The organism is Kitasatospora sp. NPDC059160, from assembly GCF_042755465.1.
Taxonomy (GTDB): Bacteria; Actinomycetota; Actinomycetes; order Streptomycetales; family Streptomycetaceae; genus Kitasatospora.
The window spans coordinates 16,705-31,465 of record NZ_JBHZCN010000104.1 but is presented as its reverse complement, the minus strand read 5'-3'; the positions used below and the strand labels follow the sequence as shown (position 1 = coordinate 31,465).

Here is a 14,761-nt window from a genome sequence, read left to right as displayed (position 1 = left end):
GCGCGGTGGGGGGGCGGCCGGGTCCCTCGGGGGTCGCCCCCCCCCCCGCCCCCGGGGCGACCGCCGCGGGGCCCCCGGCCGGGGTTCGGCCCCCGCCCCCCCGGCCGTTCTCCTGACGGCTCCCGACCGGCTCAGGCGCCGTCCAGCGACCTCCCAGGAAGCGGCCGTTCCTGGGACCGGCGCTCATCGGGCGGAACTGTCAGGAAACGGTCAGGCCAGTTCCAGGGCCAGGTAGAAGTCCACCCGGTCCTCCAGGCGGGAGAGGTCCCGCCCGGTCAGCTCCTCGATCCGGCCGATCCGGTAGCGCAGGGTGTTCACGTGGACGTGCAGCTGCCCGGCGCAGCGGGTCCAGGAGCCGTCCGAGCGCAGGAAGGCCTCCAGGGTGCGGACCAGGTCCGCCTGGTGCTCGATGTCGTACGCGATCACCTTGTCCAGCAGCCGGCTGCGGAAGGCCCGGCGGACCTCGTCCGGGACGGCGGCCAGCAGCAGCACGTGCGAGGCCAGCTCCTCGGGGCCCGCGACGCAGACCCGGCCGACCCGGGCGGCGGCGATCCGGCGGGCGTGCCGGGCCTCCTCCAGGGCGCCGCGCAGGCCGCCGGCCTCGGAGGCGGGGGCGGAGACGCCGAGGGTGATCCGGCCCTCCGAGCCCAGCCCGGCCTCCAGCGGGGCGAGCAGCTCGCGCAGGGTGTCGGCGGGCACCGGGGAGTCCAGCGCGGGCAGCACCACCACGGCGCCGTTGCCCGCCCCGGCGACCAGGGCGCGGTCGCTGGTGCCGCCGAGCGCCTCCTCCAGCACGGCCCGCACGGTGCCCTCGGGCAGGCCGGTGCCCTCGGCGCTGAGCACCAGCCAGGAGGCCTCCTGGACGGGGGACTTGGGCTCGTGGCTCTCGTAGCGGGCGGCCATCGCCGAGGAGGCGTACAGGGTGCGGCTGATCTCGGCCGGGTCGGCGTCGCGGCGCAGCAGGGCGAGCAGTTCGTCGGCCAGCCGGCGGCGCAGCCGGCGGCCCTCGTCCCGGCGGTGGCGCTCGGCGGCGACCAGCCGGGCCAGGTTCTCGGCGAGCTGCTGGCGCTTGGTGGTCCACTCGGTGACGTCGCCGGCCACCGCGAGCACCCAGTCGACGAGCGGCGCCTCGTGCTCGGCGGAGGCCGCGGCGGGCAGCAGCGAGTAGGCGCCGCCGGCCAGTCGGGCCCGGTGCGGGGGGCGGCGGCGCTGGCGCTGGGCGGCGAGGTGGGCGCGGACCAGCTGGTCGCGGTCCTCGGCGGTGAGCCGGTCGGCCGGGCCGGCGATCACCGCGCCGGTCGGGGTGAGCACCCAGCAGTCCAGGTCGAGGTCGCCGCCGAGCAGGTCCAGCACGGCGTCCAGTCCGCCGCCGCCGGCCGCCGAGACCAGCAGCCGGTGCCGGTCGACCAGGGCGGCGAGGTCGGCCGCGCGGTCGGCGGAGACCTGACGGCCGATGAACTCGGTGACGGTGCCGAAGGCGATGTCGTCGGGCACGGCCAGCAGCGGCATCCGGTGCCGGCGACAGGCCTCGACCAGGTCCTCGGGCACCGGGCCGACCTCGGCCTCGCCGGCCGCCAGGGCGACCGCGCCGCCGGCCGCGATGGTCCGCACGAAGCGCTCGGAGTCGGCGGGGCCGCCGCGCCAGAGCATCCCGGTGAGCACCAGCTCGCCGCCGTGCAGGTAGCGGCCGGGGTCGTGCAGGTCCGTGGTCATCACGCCGCTGACCTGCCGGTCCAGCTCCTCCTCCGCCGCGAGCAGGCGCAGTCGGGGGGCGCCGGGGGCGAGCAGGTCACGGACACGCATCCGCGGACTCCTATCGGGGGCAGGAACAGGGTGGCAGGGCGGGGTGGAAGCGGGGGTCGAAGCAGAGTGGAAACGGTGGTGGAGGCGGGGGCGGAAGCGGGGGCGGAAGCGGGGATCGGGGGCCTGGACGGGGGGTGGGGGCTGCCGGGTACGCCGTCCGGGGGTGACAGTGTGCCCGAACATCCGTGCTCGGCGTTACGTACCAGCGGGCCGCCGGGTCACGGGCCCGTAGCCCGCGAATCACGGCCGGATTACGGTCGTAGGTAGCACTCGGCGAACACCTGGGCTGCGGATTCTCCTGCTTAGAGGAACGTACAGGATGCCGGGCGGGCTCACAGCCGGGGCTTCATGCCATCGGTGACTGCCAGTGGGCCGCGTCACAGGAGTTCACTGGGCGACACGCCGCCGGACACCCGGTCGGCGAAGACCTGAGGAGAAACCCGCATGGAGTTCCTTCGGCCCGCCACCTGGGACGAGGCTCTCGCGGCGAAGGCTGAGTACCCGACCGCGCTGCCCATCGCGGGCGGCACGGACGTCATGGTCGAGCTGAACTTCGACGTGCACCGGCCATCCGCGATTCTCGACCTGAACCGCGTCACCGAGCTCACCGAATGGACGAACGACGGCAGCGTCGTCCGACTCGGCGCCTCCGTCCCGTACGCCCGGATCATCTCGGAGCTGTCCGGGCCGCTGCCCGGGCTCGCCCTCGCGGCCCACACCGTCGGCTCGCCGCAGATCCGCAACCGCGGCGGCGTCGGCGGCAACCTCGGCGGCGCCTCCCCGGCCGGTGACGCGCACCCGGCGCTGCTGGCGGCCGGGCGGGACGTCTTCGTCGAGGCGGCCTCGGTGCGCGGCACCCGGCTGATCCCGATCGACGAGTTCTACGTCGGCGTGAAGCGCAACAGCCTGGAGGCCGACGAGCTGATCCGGGCCGTGCACATCCCGGTCGCGGACGGCCCCCAGCAGTTCTCGAAGATCGGCACCCGCAACGCGATGGTGATCGCGGTCTGCGCCTTCGGCTTCGCCCTTCACCCGAAGAACGGCACCGTCGGCACCGGTATCGGTTCGGCTGCCCCCACGCCGCGCCGCGCCGTCGAGGCCGAGGAGTACCTGCGGGACGTGCTCGCCGAGCGCGGGCTCTGGGAGTCCGGGGAGCTGCTGGGCACCGAGGTGATCCAGCGCTTCGGCGAGCTGGTCAAGGCCGCCGCCTCCCCCATCGACGACGTCCGCGGCACCGCCGACTACCGGCGGCACGCGCTGGCCGTGATGGCCCGCCGCACCCTCACCTGGTGTTGGAACGACTACAGCAAGCAGATCAGGAGCGCGGCATGAAGGTCACGTTCACCGCCAACGGCAAGCCGGTCGAGGCCGACGACGTGTGGGAGGGCGAGAGCCTGCTCTACGTGCTGCGCGAGCGCGTCGGCCTGCCCGGCTCGAAGAACGCCTGCGAGCAGGGCGAGTGCGGCTCCTGCACCGTCTACCTGGACGGCGTGCCGGTCTGCTCCTGCCTGGTCGCCGCCGGCCAGGTGCAGGACCGCGAGGTGCGCACGGTCGAGGGCCTGGCCGAGGAGAACGGCGAGCTGGGCCTCGTCCAGCAGGCGTTCGTCGACGCCGGGGCCGTCCAGTGCGGCTTCTGCACCCCGGGGCTGCTGGTGCAGACCGACGCCCTGCTGGAGCAGGACGCCCAGCCGAGCGACAACGACATCCGCGAGGCGCTGTCCGGCAACCTGTGCCGCTGCACCGGCTACGAGAAGATCATGGACGCGGTGCGGCTCGCCTCCGCCCGCAAGTGCTCGGGCAAGGGGGCTTCGGCATGACCACGCGGACCATCCAGGGCCAGAAGAACCTGCAGAACATCAACCAGGCCTCGAAGGACGGCATCGGCGGCTCGCCGCTGCGCCCGGACGGCAACCTGAAGGTCAAGGGCGAGTTCGCCTACTCCTCGGACATGTGGCACGAGGACATGCTCTGGGGCATGGCGCTGCGCTCGCCGCACCCCCGGGCCAACATCCTCTCGGTGGACATCTCCGAGGCGCTCAAGGTGCCCGGCGTCCACGCGGTGCTCACCCACGAGGACATCCCCGGCGCCAAGTACTACGGCCTGGAGATCCAGGACCAGCCGGCCCTGGCCATCGACAAGATCCGCTACCACGGCGAGGCGATCGCCCTGGTCGCCGCCGACCACCCGGAGACCGCCCGGCGCGCGGTGAAGAAGATCAAGGTCGAGTACGAGGTGCTCACCCCGATCGTCACCGAGGAGCAGTGCCTGGACCCGCAGACCCACGGGTACGTGCACGAGCCGCACGAGTACAAGTCCCACGCGTACGGCAACATCTGCCACGAGCAGCGGCTGGTCTCCGGCCTCGGCGTGACCGACGAGGTGCGGGCGCTGGCGGACGTCATCGTCAGCGGCGACTACGAGGTCGGCATGCAGGACCAGGCCTTCCTCGGCCCCGAGTCCGGCCTGGCCGTGCCCGCCGAGGACGGCGGCATCGACCTCTACATCGCCACCCAGTGGCTGCACGTGGACCGCGAGCAGATGGCCCCGGTGCTGGACCTGCCCGAGGAGAAGGTCCGGCTCACCCTGGCCGGCGTCGGCGGCGCCTTCGGCGGCCGCGAGGACATCTCGATGCAGATCCACGCCTGCCTGCTGGCCCTGCACACCGGCAAGCCGGTCAAGATCGTGTACTCCCGGGACGAGTCCTTCTACGGCCACGTCCACCGCCACCCGGCGCGGATGCACTACGAGCACGGCGCCACCCGCGACGGCAAGCTGGTCTTCGCCGACTGCCGGATCGTGCTGGACGGCGGCGCCTACGCCTCCGCCTCCCCCGCCGTCGTCGGCAACGCGGCCTCGCTCGGACACGGCCCGTACGTGATCCCGAACGTGAAGATGCACGCCATCGCGCTCTACAGCAACAACCCGTCCTGCGGGGCGATGCGCGGCTTCGGGGCCGTCCAGGCGGCCTTCGGCTACGAGACCCAGATGGACAAGCTGGCCGTCGAACTCGGTATGGACCCGGTCGAGTTGCGGCAGCTGAACGCCATGTCGGAGGGCGACTTCATGCCCACCGGCCAGCAGATCGACTCCCCCGCCCCGGTGGCCGAACTGCTGCGGCGGGCCAAGGAGATGCCGCTGCCGCCGCCGCTGGACACCGAGCACCTCGACGTGCGCTCGCTGCCCGGAGCACTCTCCAACACCTCGCACGGCGAGGGCATCGTGCGCGGGGTCGGCTACTCGGTCGGCATCAAGAACGTCGGCTTCTCCGAGGGCTTCGACGACTACTCCACCGCCCGGGTGCGCCTGGAGGTGATCGGCGGCGAGCCGGTCGCCATGGTGCACACCGCGATGGCGGAGGTCGGCCAGGGCGGCGTCACCGTGCACGCCCAGATCGCCCGCACCGAGCTGGGCGTCGAGCAGGTCACCATCCACCCGGCCAACACCGAAGTGGGATCGGCCGGTTCGACCTCCGCCTCGCGCCAGACGTACATGACCGGCGGCGCCGTGAAGATCGCCGCCGAGGCCGTCCGGCGGGAGCTGATCGAGAAGGGCCGGCGCCGCTACGGCTGGACCCACAAGGACATCACGCTGACCGGCGGCAAGGTCGTCTCGGAGAGCGCCGGCGTGCTGGTGCCCATGGTGGACCTGCTCGGCGACGAGGCCATCGACCTCACCCGCGAGCACCACCACCGGCCGACCCAGGCCTTCGACAAGGAGACCGGCCAGGGCTTCGGCCACGTCCAGTACACCTTCTGCGCCAACCGCGCCGTGGTGGACGTGGACGTCGAACTCGGCCTGGTCAAGGTGGTCGAGCTGACCGCCGTCCAGGACGTCGGCAAGGCGCTCAACCCGCTCTCCGTGGTCGGCCAGATCCAGGGCGGCTGCACCCAGGCCCTCGGCCTGGCCGTGATGGAGGAGATCATCGTCCGGGACGGGAAGGTGCGCAACGCCTCCTTCACCGACTACCTGATCCCCACCATCCTGGACACCCCGCCGATCCCGGTGGACGTCCTCGAACTGCCCGACCCGCACGCCCCGTACGGGCTGCGCGGCGTCGGCGAGGCGCCGACCGTGTCGGCGACCCCCTCGATCGTGGCGGCGATCCGCAACGCGACCGGACTCGCGCTCAACCGGATCCCGGTCCGGCCGGAACACCTGACCACCGAACAGCCCGGCTGACAGCGGGAGTTCGACCAGCTCGGTTCGACCGGTGAGGTTCGACCGGTGAGGTTCGACCGGTGAGGCCTACCACGGCCGTACTTCCCGGGGCGGCGACACGTCTTCCCCGCCGCCCCGGGACCCCCACATCCGCTGCCCTGCCCACGCCGGGGTTCCGCAGTGGTGCGCACCACCCGCACCTGCACCACCACGCACCACCCTCACGCACCACCCCATCCGCACCGCTGGCACTCCCCGACGAGTGCCTCCAGTGAGTCGATACCGTCCCCCTGTGCCAACTTCGTTGACTGGCAGTCAGGTCGGCTCGCCCACCCCAACCCCCTTTGACACTTGGGAGTGGACATGACCAGGATCCCCACGGAGCCCGGCACCACTGAAGCAGACAGACCCGCCGAGGACGAGACCCACCCCTCGCCCTCGACAGCAGAGCCCAAGGGCGCGCTCGACGCGTACTTCAAGATCTCGGCCCGCGGCTCGACCCTCGCCAACGAACTACGCGGTGGCCTCACCACGTTCATGGCGATGGCGTACATCATCCTGCTCAACCCGCTGATCCTCAGTGGCGCGGACGTCACCGGCGTCAAGCTCGACCACGCCGCGCTGACCACCGCCACCGCCCTCGCGGCCGCCGTCACCACCATCCTGATGGGCGTGGTCGGCAACGTGCCGCTCGCCCTGGCGGCCGGCCTCTCCGTCTCCGGCGCGGTCTCCGCACTCGTCGTACCGCACACCACCTGGCCCCAGGCCATGGGCCTGTGCGTGATCTACGGCCTGCTGATCGTGCTGCTGGTGGTCTCCGGACTGCGCGAGAAGATCATGAACGGCATCCCCCTGCCGCTCAAGCACGCGATCACCATCGGCATCGGCCTGTTCGTCACCATCATCGGGCTCTACAAGGCCGGCTTCGTGCACACCGGCGGCCCCACCCCGCTGTCGCTCGGCCCCTTCGGCGAGCTCTCCGGCTGGCCCGTCCTGATCTTCTGCCTCACCGTGCTCACGATCTTCGTGCTGATGGCGCGCGGCGTGCGCGGCGCGATCCTGATCGGCATCGCCGGCGGCACCGTGGTCGCCGTCGTCGTCAACAAGCTCGCCGACCTCCCCGCCAAGGCCTGGGGCAACTCCGCCCCGGTGTGGCCCGGAAGCCCCGTCGCCGCCCCCGACTTCAGCCTCTTCGGCCACGTCGACCTGTTCGGCGCCTTCGGCGGCAAGGGCCTCGGCGCGATCAGCGCCTCGGTGGCCGTGTTCACCCTCGTGCTGGCCGGCTTCTTCGACGCGATGGCCACCATCATCGGCGTCGGCACCGAGGCCGGGCTCGCCGACAAGCAGGGCAGGATGCCCGGCCTGTCCAAGGCCCTGTTCATCGACGGCGCCGGCGGCGCGGTCGGCGGCCTGGCCGGCGCCTCCGGACAGACCGTCTTCGTCGAGTCCGCCACCGGCGTCGGCGACGGCGCCCGCACCGGCCTCGCCTCCACCGTCACCGGCGGCCTGTTCGCCCTGATGCTGTTCTTCTCGCCGCTGGCCGGCATCGTCCCGGTCGAGGTCGCCTCCGCCGCCCTCGTGGTGATCGGCTCGATGATGATGAGCCAGGCCCGGCACATCGACTGGTCCGACCGCGAGGTCGCCATCCCGGCCTTCCTCACCTGCGTGCTGATGCCGTTCACCTACAGCATCACCGCGGGCGTCGCCGCCGGCGTCATCTCCTACTCGGTGATCAAGGCCGGCCAGGGCAAGTGGCGCGAGCCCGGCCTGCTGATGTGGATCCTCACCGCGGTGTTCGTCGTGTACTTCGCGCTCAGCCCCGTCAAGTCCTGGCTGGGCGTGCACTGAGTGCCCTTCTGATCATCACCGCCGCCGTACGGGATCGTTTCCCGTACGGCGGCGTCTCCCGCTACTGTCGAAACGTGTAAGGAGCATCCGACATGCAGGACATCGCCGAGCAGTTGCAGGCCTGGCACGCGTCCGGGCGCTCCTTCGCCGTGGCCACCGTCGTCGGCGTCTCCGGCAGCGCCCCGCGCGACCCCGGGGCGGCCCTGGCCGTCGACGCCGCCGGGGAGGCCGTCGGCAGCGTCTCCGGCGGCTGCGTCGAAGGCGCCGTCTACGAGCTCTGCCAGGCCGCGATCGAATCCGGCGAACCCGTCCTGGAACGCTTCGGCTACAGCGACGAGGACGCCTTCGCCGTCGGCCTGACCTGCGGCGGGATCCTGGACGTGTTCGTCCAGCCGATCGTGCCCGGCACCGACCCGGGCCTGGACACCGGCCTGCGCCACATCGCCGACGGCACGCCCGTCGCCCTCGCCCGGGTGATCGACGGCCCGGCCGGACTCGTCGGCGCCACCCTCGCCGTCACCGCCGACGCACAGCACGGCGCGCTCAGCGTCGGACCGTCCACCGTCGGCGCCCTCGAACGCGCCCTCGTCGCCGAGGCCCGGGCCATGCTCGACGCCGGACGCACCGGACGGATCGTGCTCGGCCTCGACGGCCGGCCCTGCGACGAACAGGAACAGGGGACGGTCACCTGCTTCGTCGAGTCCTACGTGCCCGCGCCCCGGATGCTCGTCTTCGGCGCGATCGACTTCGCCGCCGCCGTCGTACGGATCGGCAAGTTCCTCGGCTACCACGTCACCGTCTGCGACGCCCGGCCCGTCTTCGCCACCACCCGGCGCTTCCCCGAGGCCGACGAGGTCGTCGTCGACTGGCCGCACCGCTACCTGGACTCCCAGCTCGGCCGGATCGACGGCCGCACCGTGCTCTGCGTGCTCACCCACGACGCCAAGTTCGACGTCCCGCTGCTCGAACGCGCCCTGCGCCTCCCGGTCGGCTACGTCGGCGCCATGGGCTCCCGGCGCACCCACCGCGACCGGCAGGCCAAGCTCCGCGACGCCGGCCTCACCGACGCCGAACTCGCCCGGCTGCGCTCCCCCATCGGCCTCGACCTCGGCGCCCGCACCCCCGAGGAGACCGCCGTCTCGGTCGCCGCCGAGATCATCGCCCACCGCCGCGGCGGCAGCTGCCTGCCGCTGAGCGCCGGCAACGGACCGATCCACCACGACACCGCCGCCCCGCTGCCGGCCGAGGATCCCGTCGAGCGGCGCTCGCCGCACGCGGCGTGACGCCCTCCCGCGTCCGGCCACTCGCTGCGACCGTCCGGGTGACGTTGCGGACGGTAGTCGGCAGCGGGAGGCTGGAGGTGCGGACTCACCCCGAGCCCGGGGAAGGAGCGGGGACCATGCGCGCCCTGCTGGATGTCACCCTCGACACCGCTGCCTCCAACAAGCTCATCGCCGACGGCTCGATGGGCGCCGAACTGGAACGCGTCCTCGGCGAACTCAAGCCCGAGGCCTCGTACTTCTTCGCCAGCGGCGACGGCCGCCGCGGCATGCTGCTCGTCGTGGACGTACCGGACGAGGCCTCCGTCGTCGCGATCTGCGAGCCGTTCTGGCTGCGACTCGAAGCGAACGTGGACGTCCGCATCTGCATGAACGCCGACGACCTGCGCGAGGGGCTGCGGCGGCTCACCCCGGCCTGAACCCGGCTACCCGATCCGGTACGGCGGCTCGGCTCAGTCGGCCAGCGCCAGCTTGAGGCCGAAGCCCACCACCACCGCACCGGTCACCCGGTCCATCACCCGCCGGGCGGCCGGGCGGCGCAGCCAGCCCCGCAGTACCCGGGCGAAGCCGACCAGGACCGTCGACCACAGCACGCCCTCCACCACGTGCACGCCGGTCAGCGCCACCCCGGCGGCGAAGTGCGGGGCCCCGGAGGGGATGAACTGCGGCAGCACCGCCACGTAGAACACCCCGACCTTGGGATTCAGCAGATTGGTCAGCGTCCCGCGCCGCCAGCCGTGGACGAACCCGCCCTCGGCCGACTCCTCCTCGGCCTCGGCCTGCGCCCCGCGCTCGCGCAGCATCCCGACGCCCATCCACACCAGGTAGGCGGCACCGGCCCAGCGCAGCACCTCGTACGCCACCTGCGAGGCGGTGAGCAGCGCCGTCACGCCCGCCGAGGTCAGCGTCCCCCAGATCAGCGTCCCGGTCTGGATCCCCAGCACCACCCCCCACGCCTGCCGCCGCCGCCCCAGCGCGGACGTCCGCAGGATCAACGCGGTGTCGAGCCCGGGGGTGAGGGTGAGCAGCCCCACGACGAGGGCGAAGGACCACAGGGCCGTTGTCATCTCCATGGGCCGCGATGCTCTCACAACCCCGGAGACACCCTCAGTCCGCCGTCCCCGGCGGGACGACCCACTCGGTGGGCTGGCCGGTGACGGCGGCGATCATGTCGTAGTCGCCGTTGTAGTGGAGGACGGTCGCGCCATGACGCTCAGCCGTGGCGGCGATGATGAGATCTGCCACGGACAGCGCGCGCCAGTTGCCGGCGGTTGTCAGCAGGGCTTGCACCTCGATGGCCCGGTCCCACACCTCGTCGGGTGTGGAGAACCAGCCGAAGCCACGCAGGCCGTCCCGGATTCGGTCGGCATCCGCCTTGGACCGGGCGCTGTACAGGATCTCCAGCTCGACCGCACCGCAGATCGCGAGGCGCCCTTGATTGAACAACCTGTCGATGACATCCCCGATCGCGGGCTTGGGGTAGCGAGCGAAAGCGGACTTGTCGATGAGGAAGTGCTCACTCACTCTTGTCCACCGGACCAGTCAGGTCGGGCAGCCCGCCGTCGGCAAGCCACGCAAGAAACTCCTTGCCCTTGCGACGCTTTACCGCGTCCTCAAGGGCGGCATTGACGGTGGCGACCTTGGTCGTGGTGCCGAAGATCTCGGCGGCCTCGGCCAGGAGTTCGTCGTTGACGTCTATCACGGTGCGAGCCATGAGTCGCCTCCAAAGGAATACAGACCTGCGATATCACAATCGATGATAGTTGATATCGCAGGCCCGTTGGGGCCGATCAGGTGACGTTCGCCCGATCAGGTGATGTTGAGGCGGGCGGCGAGGCGCAGGAGGCCGGGGCTGAGGCGGGAGAGGAGGCGGGCGGCCTTGGCCTCGGGGGTGACCGGGACGACCGGCTTGCCGGTGCGGACGGCGCTGACGATGGCGCCGGCGACCTTCTCGGGCGGGAAGCCGCGGCGGGCGTAGAGCCTGGCGGCGCGGGCCTGCTTGGCGGACTGCTCGTCGGCGGTGGTCGCCGAGAAGGTGGAGGTGCGGGTGATGTTGGTGTTGACGATGCCCGGGCAGATGGTCGAGACGCCGATGCCGTGGCCGACGAACTCGGCGCGCAGGCAGTCGGAGAGCATGAAGACGGCGGCCTTGCTGGTCGCGTAGGCGGTGAGCGCCTTGGCGGGCAGGTAGGCGGCGGCCGAGGAGACGTTGACGATGTGGCCGCCCTGGCCCCGGTCGGCCATCAGGGTGCCGAAGGCGCGGCAGCCGTGGATGACGCCCCAGAGGTTGACGTCCAGGACGCGCTGCCACTCCTTCTCGGTCGTCTGCAGGAACGTCCCGGAGTGGCCGATGCCGGCGTTGTTGACCATCACGTCGGGCACGCCGTGCTCGGCGGCGACGCGCTGCGCGAAGGCGTCCATCGCGGCGCCGTCGGAGACGTCCACCTGGTAGGCGTGCGCCTGCGGGCCGACCAGGGCGGCGAGTTCGGCGGTGCGCTCGGCGGCCGCGAGGTCGAGGTCGCAGACCACCACCCGGGCGCCGTCCTCGGCGAAGGCCAGCGCGGTGGCCCGGCCGATGCCGCTGCCGCCACCGGTGACCACCACCAACCGGCCGTCACCGTAGGACTCTTGGGCCCCGTCCGCCTTCCCGGTGTCGATCCGGGCGGTGAACTCGCGGACCATGCCGGCCACGGCGGCTCCCTTCTCCAGCAGCGCCGACCAGTGGCCGGCGTGCAGCGTGCGGCGGGTCAGCTGGGGCACCCAGCGTTCCAGTCCCTCGGAGAGGTAGGTGCCGACGTAGCGGTCCCGGGTGAGGGTGACCAGCTGGACCGGCACCTCGGTCGGCCGCTCCCGCGGACTCCCCAGCGTGGGGCGGAAGTTGGCCCGGTAAAGCTCGATGCCGCGGACCGCGTCGCGGCGCAGGGTGCGCTGCGGGTGGTCGGCCCGCGGGGTGACGTGCTCCAGGTCGCGCAGCACCCGCGGCCAGGCCCGGGCGAGGCCGAGGCGCCAGACGGCCGGGGCCAGGAAGGGCAGGTGGAAGGCGGTGATGTACCAGGAGTGCGCGCCCTGGTGCAGCAGTTGGCGCAGGTGGCGCGGGGTGGGGCGGCGCATCCGGTGGCGCAGCCAGAAGCCCATGTGGTCCAGGCTGGGGCCGGACAGGGTGGTGTAGGAGGCGATCCGGCGCTCGGCGCCGGGGGTGGTGACGGCCTCCCAGGACTGGATCGAGCCCCAGTCGTGGGCGACCAGGTGGACCGGGCGGTCCGGGCTGACGGCGTCGGCGACGGCGAACAGGTCGTCGGCGAGCTGCTCCAGGCGGTAGCCGTCTCGGTGCGCCGGGGCGCCCGACTCGCCCGCGCCGCGCACGTCGTAGCGGACCACGTGGTGGTCGCGGGCCAGGTCGGCGGCGATGTCGTCCCAGACGGTGTGGGTGTCCGGGTAGCCGTGCACCAGGAGGACGGTGGGGGCCTCGGGGTCGCCCTGCTCGAAGACGGCGAGCGGGATGCCGCCGGAGTGGACGGTCCGGCGGCGGGTGGGGGTCGTCATCGGGTGGCCTCCTGGGCGGTCGGCTCGACGGTGGCGGTGGCTGCGGCGAGGGCGGTCGGCTCGGCGGTCGGCTCGGCGGTCGGCTCGGCGGCGGTCCAGCGGCGGACGTGCGGGAGGTCGTCGTCCAGCCAGTAGGCGTCGTCCTCGGTGACCACCAGCAGTTCCTCGAACTTGATGCCCACACCGCGGAAGCCGATGTGCGGCTCGACCGCCCACAGCCCCGGGGTGGGCGCGTGCCGGGACGACCGCCCGTCCGCCCACAGCGGCGAACGGCCGTGCAAGCGCTCGGAGATGAGCTCGCGGCCGAGGGTCTGCAGGGTGCGCACGCCGAAGCCGAAGACGTTCACCCCGGCCGGGCCACGTGCCGTGGTGCGGGTGACCTGGTGGCCGATCACCCGGCCCGGGTAGACCTGGTGCCGGTTGTCGTAGCCGTGCGCGGCGATCTGCGCGTCCACCGCCGCGTACACCTCGTCGAGCGGTTTGCGGGCGCGCACCTCGGTGAGGATCAGCTCGCGGTAGACCTGGAGGTCGGCGGCCAGCCGGTCCCAGACCCGGTTCTCGCCGACCTTGCCGCCGTAGCCGATGTCGGCGGTGTAGCCGTCCACGACGGGCGCGCAGTCCAGCACGTACGGCATGCCCTCCTCCAGGCGGCGGCCGCCGGCGAAGAACTGCAGCGGGGTGTGGAAGTGCCGGAACGCCGTGCGGTCGCCGAACCAGGCGAACGGGACGTGGAAGAAGTCCTGCACCCCGGCGGCGACCAGGCGGCGGCGCAGCTCGGCGGTGGTCTGGCGCTCGGTGACCCCGGGTTCGATCCAGGCGGCGACCTGTTCGGCGCAGTGGTACGCCAGTTGCTGGGTCTCGCGGAAGCGGGCGAGGTCGCGCTCGGAGTAGGAGAACGTCGGCATCGCATGCGCCGTCGGGGGCATCGGGGGCTCCTTCTAGACGTCGAGGTCGGCGTCGAGGTCGAGGTCGAGCACGAGGGTCTCACCCTCGGCGGCGCGGGAGACGCAGGGCAGCAGGGCGCCGGCGGCGCGCTGTTCGGGGGTGAGGCGGCGGTCCCGGTGCTCGGGCGTACCGGCCACCAGGCGGACCTCGCAGGTGCCGCAGAAGCCCTGGTGGCAGGAGTACGGGAGGTCGGGGCGGGCCTCGCGCAGCACGTCCAGGGCGGAGCGGTCGGCGGGGACGTCCAGGATCGGCCCGTCGGCGCCGAGCCGGACGGCGAAGGGCCGGCCGTCGGTGACCGGGGCGGCGCCGAAGCGCTCGAAGTGCAGGGCGGTGGAGGTGGATTCGTCCAGAGCCGCTTGGACGGCGGCGAGCATCGGGGCCGGGCCGCAGCAGTAGACGGCCGCGCCGTGCGGGGCGTGGGCGAGGAGTTCGGCGCCGGTGGGGACGCCGCCGTGCTCGTCGTCCGTGCGCAGCACGACCCGGCGCGGATCGAGGGCGCGCAGCTCGTCGCTGTACGGGAGGGTGTCGGCGCTGCGGCCGACGTGCACCAACGTCCAGTCCAGGCCGTGCCGTTGGGCCTCGCGGGCCATCGGGAGGAGCGGGGTGACACCGATGCCGCCGGCGAGCAGCAGGACGGCGGGCTCGGCACAGAAGGCGAAGCCGTTGCGCGGGCGGCGGGCGGCGAGGCGGGCGCCGGGGTGCAGGGCGTCGTGGACCTCGACGGACCCTCCGCCGCCCCCGGGCAACCGCCGGACGGCGATCCGGTAGTGCCGGCGGTCGGCGGGGTCGCCGCTGAGCGAGTAGTGGCGCTCACGGCCGGAGGGCAGGGCCAGCCGCAGGTGGGCGCCGGGCTGCCAGGACGGCAGTTGCCCGCCGGAGGGGTCGGCGAGCGTCAACTCGATCACGTCGGAGGCGAGTTGACGGCGCTCGGCGACGACCAGCCGGAGCAGCGGGGTGGGGCGGCTGAGCGGGCGGCGGGGGTTGCGGCGCAGCAGCGGGCCGCCGAGCGCCGGGGAGTAGCGGTCACCGAAGGCGGTGAGCCAGCGCATGAAGCCGTCGGCGCGGGGGCGGCCGTAGAGGTCGGGGGGCGGGGTGAGCAGGTCCATCCGGGCGGGTCCTTGGCGGGGAGAGAGGAAGGGCGGCGGGGGCGGGCGGGCGGCGGGCGGCAGCTGACGGCCGACGG

At 72.9% G+C, this 14,761-nt stretch carries 13 protein-coding genes; 6 read left to right on the top strand and 7 right to left on the bottom strand.

Going from position 1 to position 14,761, the window contains the following annotated elements:
• Positions 1–210: 210 nt before the first annotated feature.
• Positions 211–1,803 (bottom strand): PucR family transcriptional regulator, encoded by a 1,593-nt coding sequence (locus ACFXOZ_RS33690; RefSeq protein WP_380529129.1) that lies wholly within the window; start codon positions 1,801–1,803, stop codon positions 211–213.
• 444 nt (positions 1,804–2,247) lie between these two features.
• Here ACFXOZ_RS33690 and ACFXOZ_RS33685 point away from each other — a divergent pair, with 444 nt between their 5' ends.
• From ACFXOZ_RS33685 to ACFXOZ_RS33660, 6 genes are all read left to right on the top strand, one after another.
• Positions 2,248–3,135 carry an FAD binding domain-containing protein gene (locus ACFXOZ_RS33685; protein WP_375891470.1) on the top strand — a complete coding sequence of 296 codons (888 nt, stop codon included), beginning with the start codon at positions 2,248–2,250 and terminating at the stop codon, positions 3,133–3,135.
• Positions 3,132–3,620: a (2Fe-2S)-binding protein gene (locus ACFXOZ_RS33680; RefSeq protein WP_380404888.1), complete on the top strand. Its 489-nt coding sequence runs from the start codon at positions 3,132–3,134 to the stop codon at positions 3,618–3,620. Before ACFXOZ_RS33685 ends, ACFXOZ_RS33680 begins: the two co-directional genes overlap by 4 nt.
• Positions 3,617–5,983 carry a xanthine dehydrogenase subunit D gene (gene pucD, locus ACFXOZ_RS33675; RefSeq protein WP_380529132.1) on the top strand — a complete coding sequence of 789 codons (2,367 nt, stop codon included), beginning with the start codon at positions 3,617–3,619 and terminating at the stop codon, positions 5,981–5,983. The genes ACFXOZ_RS33680 and pucD overlap by 4 nt, the downstream gene beginning before the upstream one ends.
• Positions 5,984–6,325: 342 nt before the next feature.
• Positions 6,326–7,810 carry an NCS2 family permease gene (locus tag ACFXOZ_RS33670; protein WP_375891467.1) on the top strand — a complete coding sequence of 495 codons (1,485 nt, stop codon included), beginning with the start codon at positions 6,326–6,328 and terminating at the stop codon, positions 7,808–7,810.
• 92 nt (positions 7,811–7,902) lie between these two features.
• A complete protein-coding gene (locus tag ACFXOZ_RS33665; RefSeq protein ID WP_380529136.1) occupies positions 7,903–9,093 on the top strand; it encodes an XdhC family protein in 1,191 nt (396 codons plus the stop codon).
• Positions 9,094–9,209: 116 nt separating this feature from the next.
• Positions 9,210–9,509, top strand: coding sequence for a hypothetical protein (locus tag ACFXOZ_RS33660; protein WP_375891465.1), 300 nt, complete (start codon positions 9,210–9,212; stop codon positions 9,507–9,509).
• Between the two features lie 33 nt (positions 9,510–9,542).
• Here the strand turns inward: ACFXOZ_RS33660 and ACFXOZ_RS33655 are convergent, their stop codons facing one another.
• From ACFXOZ_RS33655 to ACFXOZ_RS33630, 6 genes are all read right to left on the bottom strand, one after another.
• Complete coding sequence (locus ACFXOZ_RS33655) at positions 9,543–10,163, bottom strand: LysE family translocator (RefSeq protein ID WP_380529138.1); 621 nt, start codon at positions 10,161–10,163, stop codon at positions 9,543–9,545.
• 34 nt (positions 10,164–10,197) lie between these two features.
• Positions 10,198–10,614 carry a PIN domain nuclease gene (locus tag ACFXOZ_RS33650; protein WP_380593704.1) on the bottom strand — a complete coding sequence of 139 codons (417 nt, stop codon included), beginning with the start codon at positions 10,612–10,614 and terminating at the stop codon, positions 10,198–10,200.
• Positions 10,607–10,804, bottom strand: a complete 198-nt coding sequence (locus tag ACFXOZ_RS33645; RefSeq protein ID WP_380404873.1) for a type II toxin-antitoxin system VapB family antitoxin — start codon at positions 10,802–10,804, stop codon at positions 10,607–10,609. Before ACFXOZ_RS33645 ends, ACFXOZ_RS33650 begins: the two co-directional genes overlap by 8 nt.
• Positions 10,805–10,899: 95 nt before the next feature.
• A complete protein-coding gene (locus ACFXOZ_RS33640; protein ID WP_380529142.1) occupies positions 10,900–12,633 on the bottom strand; it encodes an SDR family oxidoreductase in 1,734 nt (577 codons plus the stop codon).
• Complete coding sequence (locus ACFXOZ_RS33635; RefSeq protein ID WP_380593703.1) at positions 12,630–13,559, bottom strand: M24 family metallopeptidase; 930 nt, start codon at positions 13,557–13,559, stop codon at positions 12,630–12,632. Before ACFXOZ_RS33635 ends, ACFXOZ_RS33640 begins: the two co-directional genes overlap by 4 nt.
• Positions 13,560–13,571: 12 nt before the next feature.
• Positions 13,572–14,684: a PDR/VanB family oxidoreductase gene (locus tag ACFXOZ_RS33630; RefSeq protein WP_380593702.1), complete on the bottom strand. Its 1,113-nt coding sequence runs from the start codon at positions 14,682–14,684 to the stop codon at positions 13,572–13,574.
• Between the last annotated feature and the right edge of the window lie 77 nt (positions 14,685–14,761).

Excerpts from the sequence above, each read along its gene's own strand:
- ACFXOZ_RS33670 (WP_375891467.1), top strand. The coding sequence starts at position 6,326 with ATGACCAGGATCCCCACGGAGCCCGGCACCACTGAAGCAGACAGACCC.
- ACFXOZ_RS33630 (WP_380593702.1), bottom strand. The coding sequence starts at position 14,684 with ATGGACCTGCTCACCCCGCCCCCCGACCTCTACGGCCGCCCCCGCGCC.
- ACFXOZ_RS33665 (WP_380529136.1), top strand. The coding sequence starts at position 7,903 with ATGCAGGACATCGCCGAGCAGTTGCAGGCCTGGCACGCGTCCGGGCGC.
- ACFXOZ_RS33635 (WP_380593703.1), bottom strand. The coding sequence starts at position 13,559 with ATGCCCCCGACGGCGCATGCGATGCCGACGTTCTCCTACTCCGAGCGC.
- ACFXOZ_RS33685 (WP_375891470.1), top strand. The coding sequence starts at position 2,248 with ATGGAGTTCCTTCGGCCCGCCACCTGGGACGAGGCTCTCGCGGCGAAG.
- ACFXOZ_RS33640 (WP_380529142.1), bottom strand. The coding sequence starts at position 12,633 with ATGACGACCCCCACCCGCCGCCGGACCGTCCACTCCGGCGGCATCCCG.
- ACFXOZ_RS33645 (WP_380404873.1), bottom strand. The coding sequence starts at position 10,804 with ATGGCTCGCACCGTGATAGACGTCAACGACGAACTCCTGGCCGAGGCC.
- ACFXOZ_RS33680 (WP_380404888.1), top strand. The coding sequence starts at position 3,132 with ATGAAGGTCACGTTCACCGCCAACGGCAAGCCGGTCGAGGCCGACGAC.
- ACFXOZ_RS33660 (WP_375891465.1), top strand. The coding sequence starts at position 9,210 with ATGCGCGCCCTGCTGGATGTCACCCTCGACACCGCTGCCTCCAACAAG.
- ACFXOZ_RS33690 (WP_380529129.1), bottom strand. The coding sequence starts at position 1,803 with ATGCGTGTCCGTGACCTGCTCGCCCCCGGCGCCCCCCGACTGCGCCTG.
- ACFXOZ_RS33655 (WP_380529138.1), bottom strand. The coding sequence starts at position 10,163 with ATGGAGATGACAACGGCCCTGTGGTCCTTCGCCCTCGTCGTGGGGCTG.
- pucD (WP_380529132.1), top strand. The coding sequence starts at position 3,617 with ATGACCACGCGGACCATCCAGGGCCAGAAGAACCTGCAGAACATCAAC.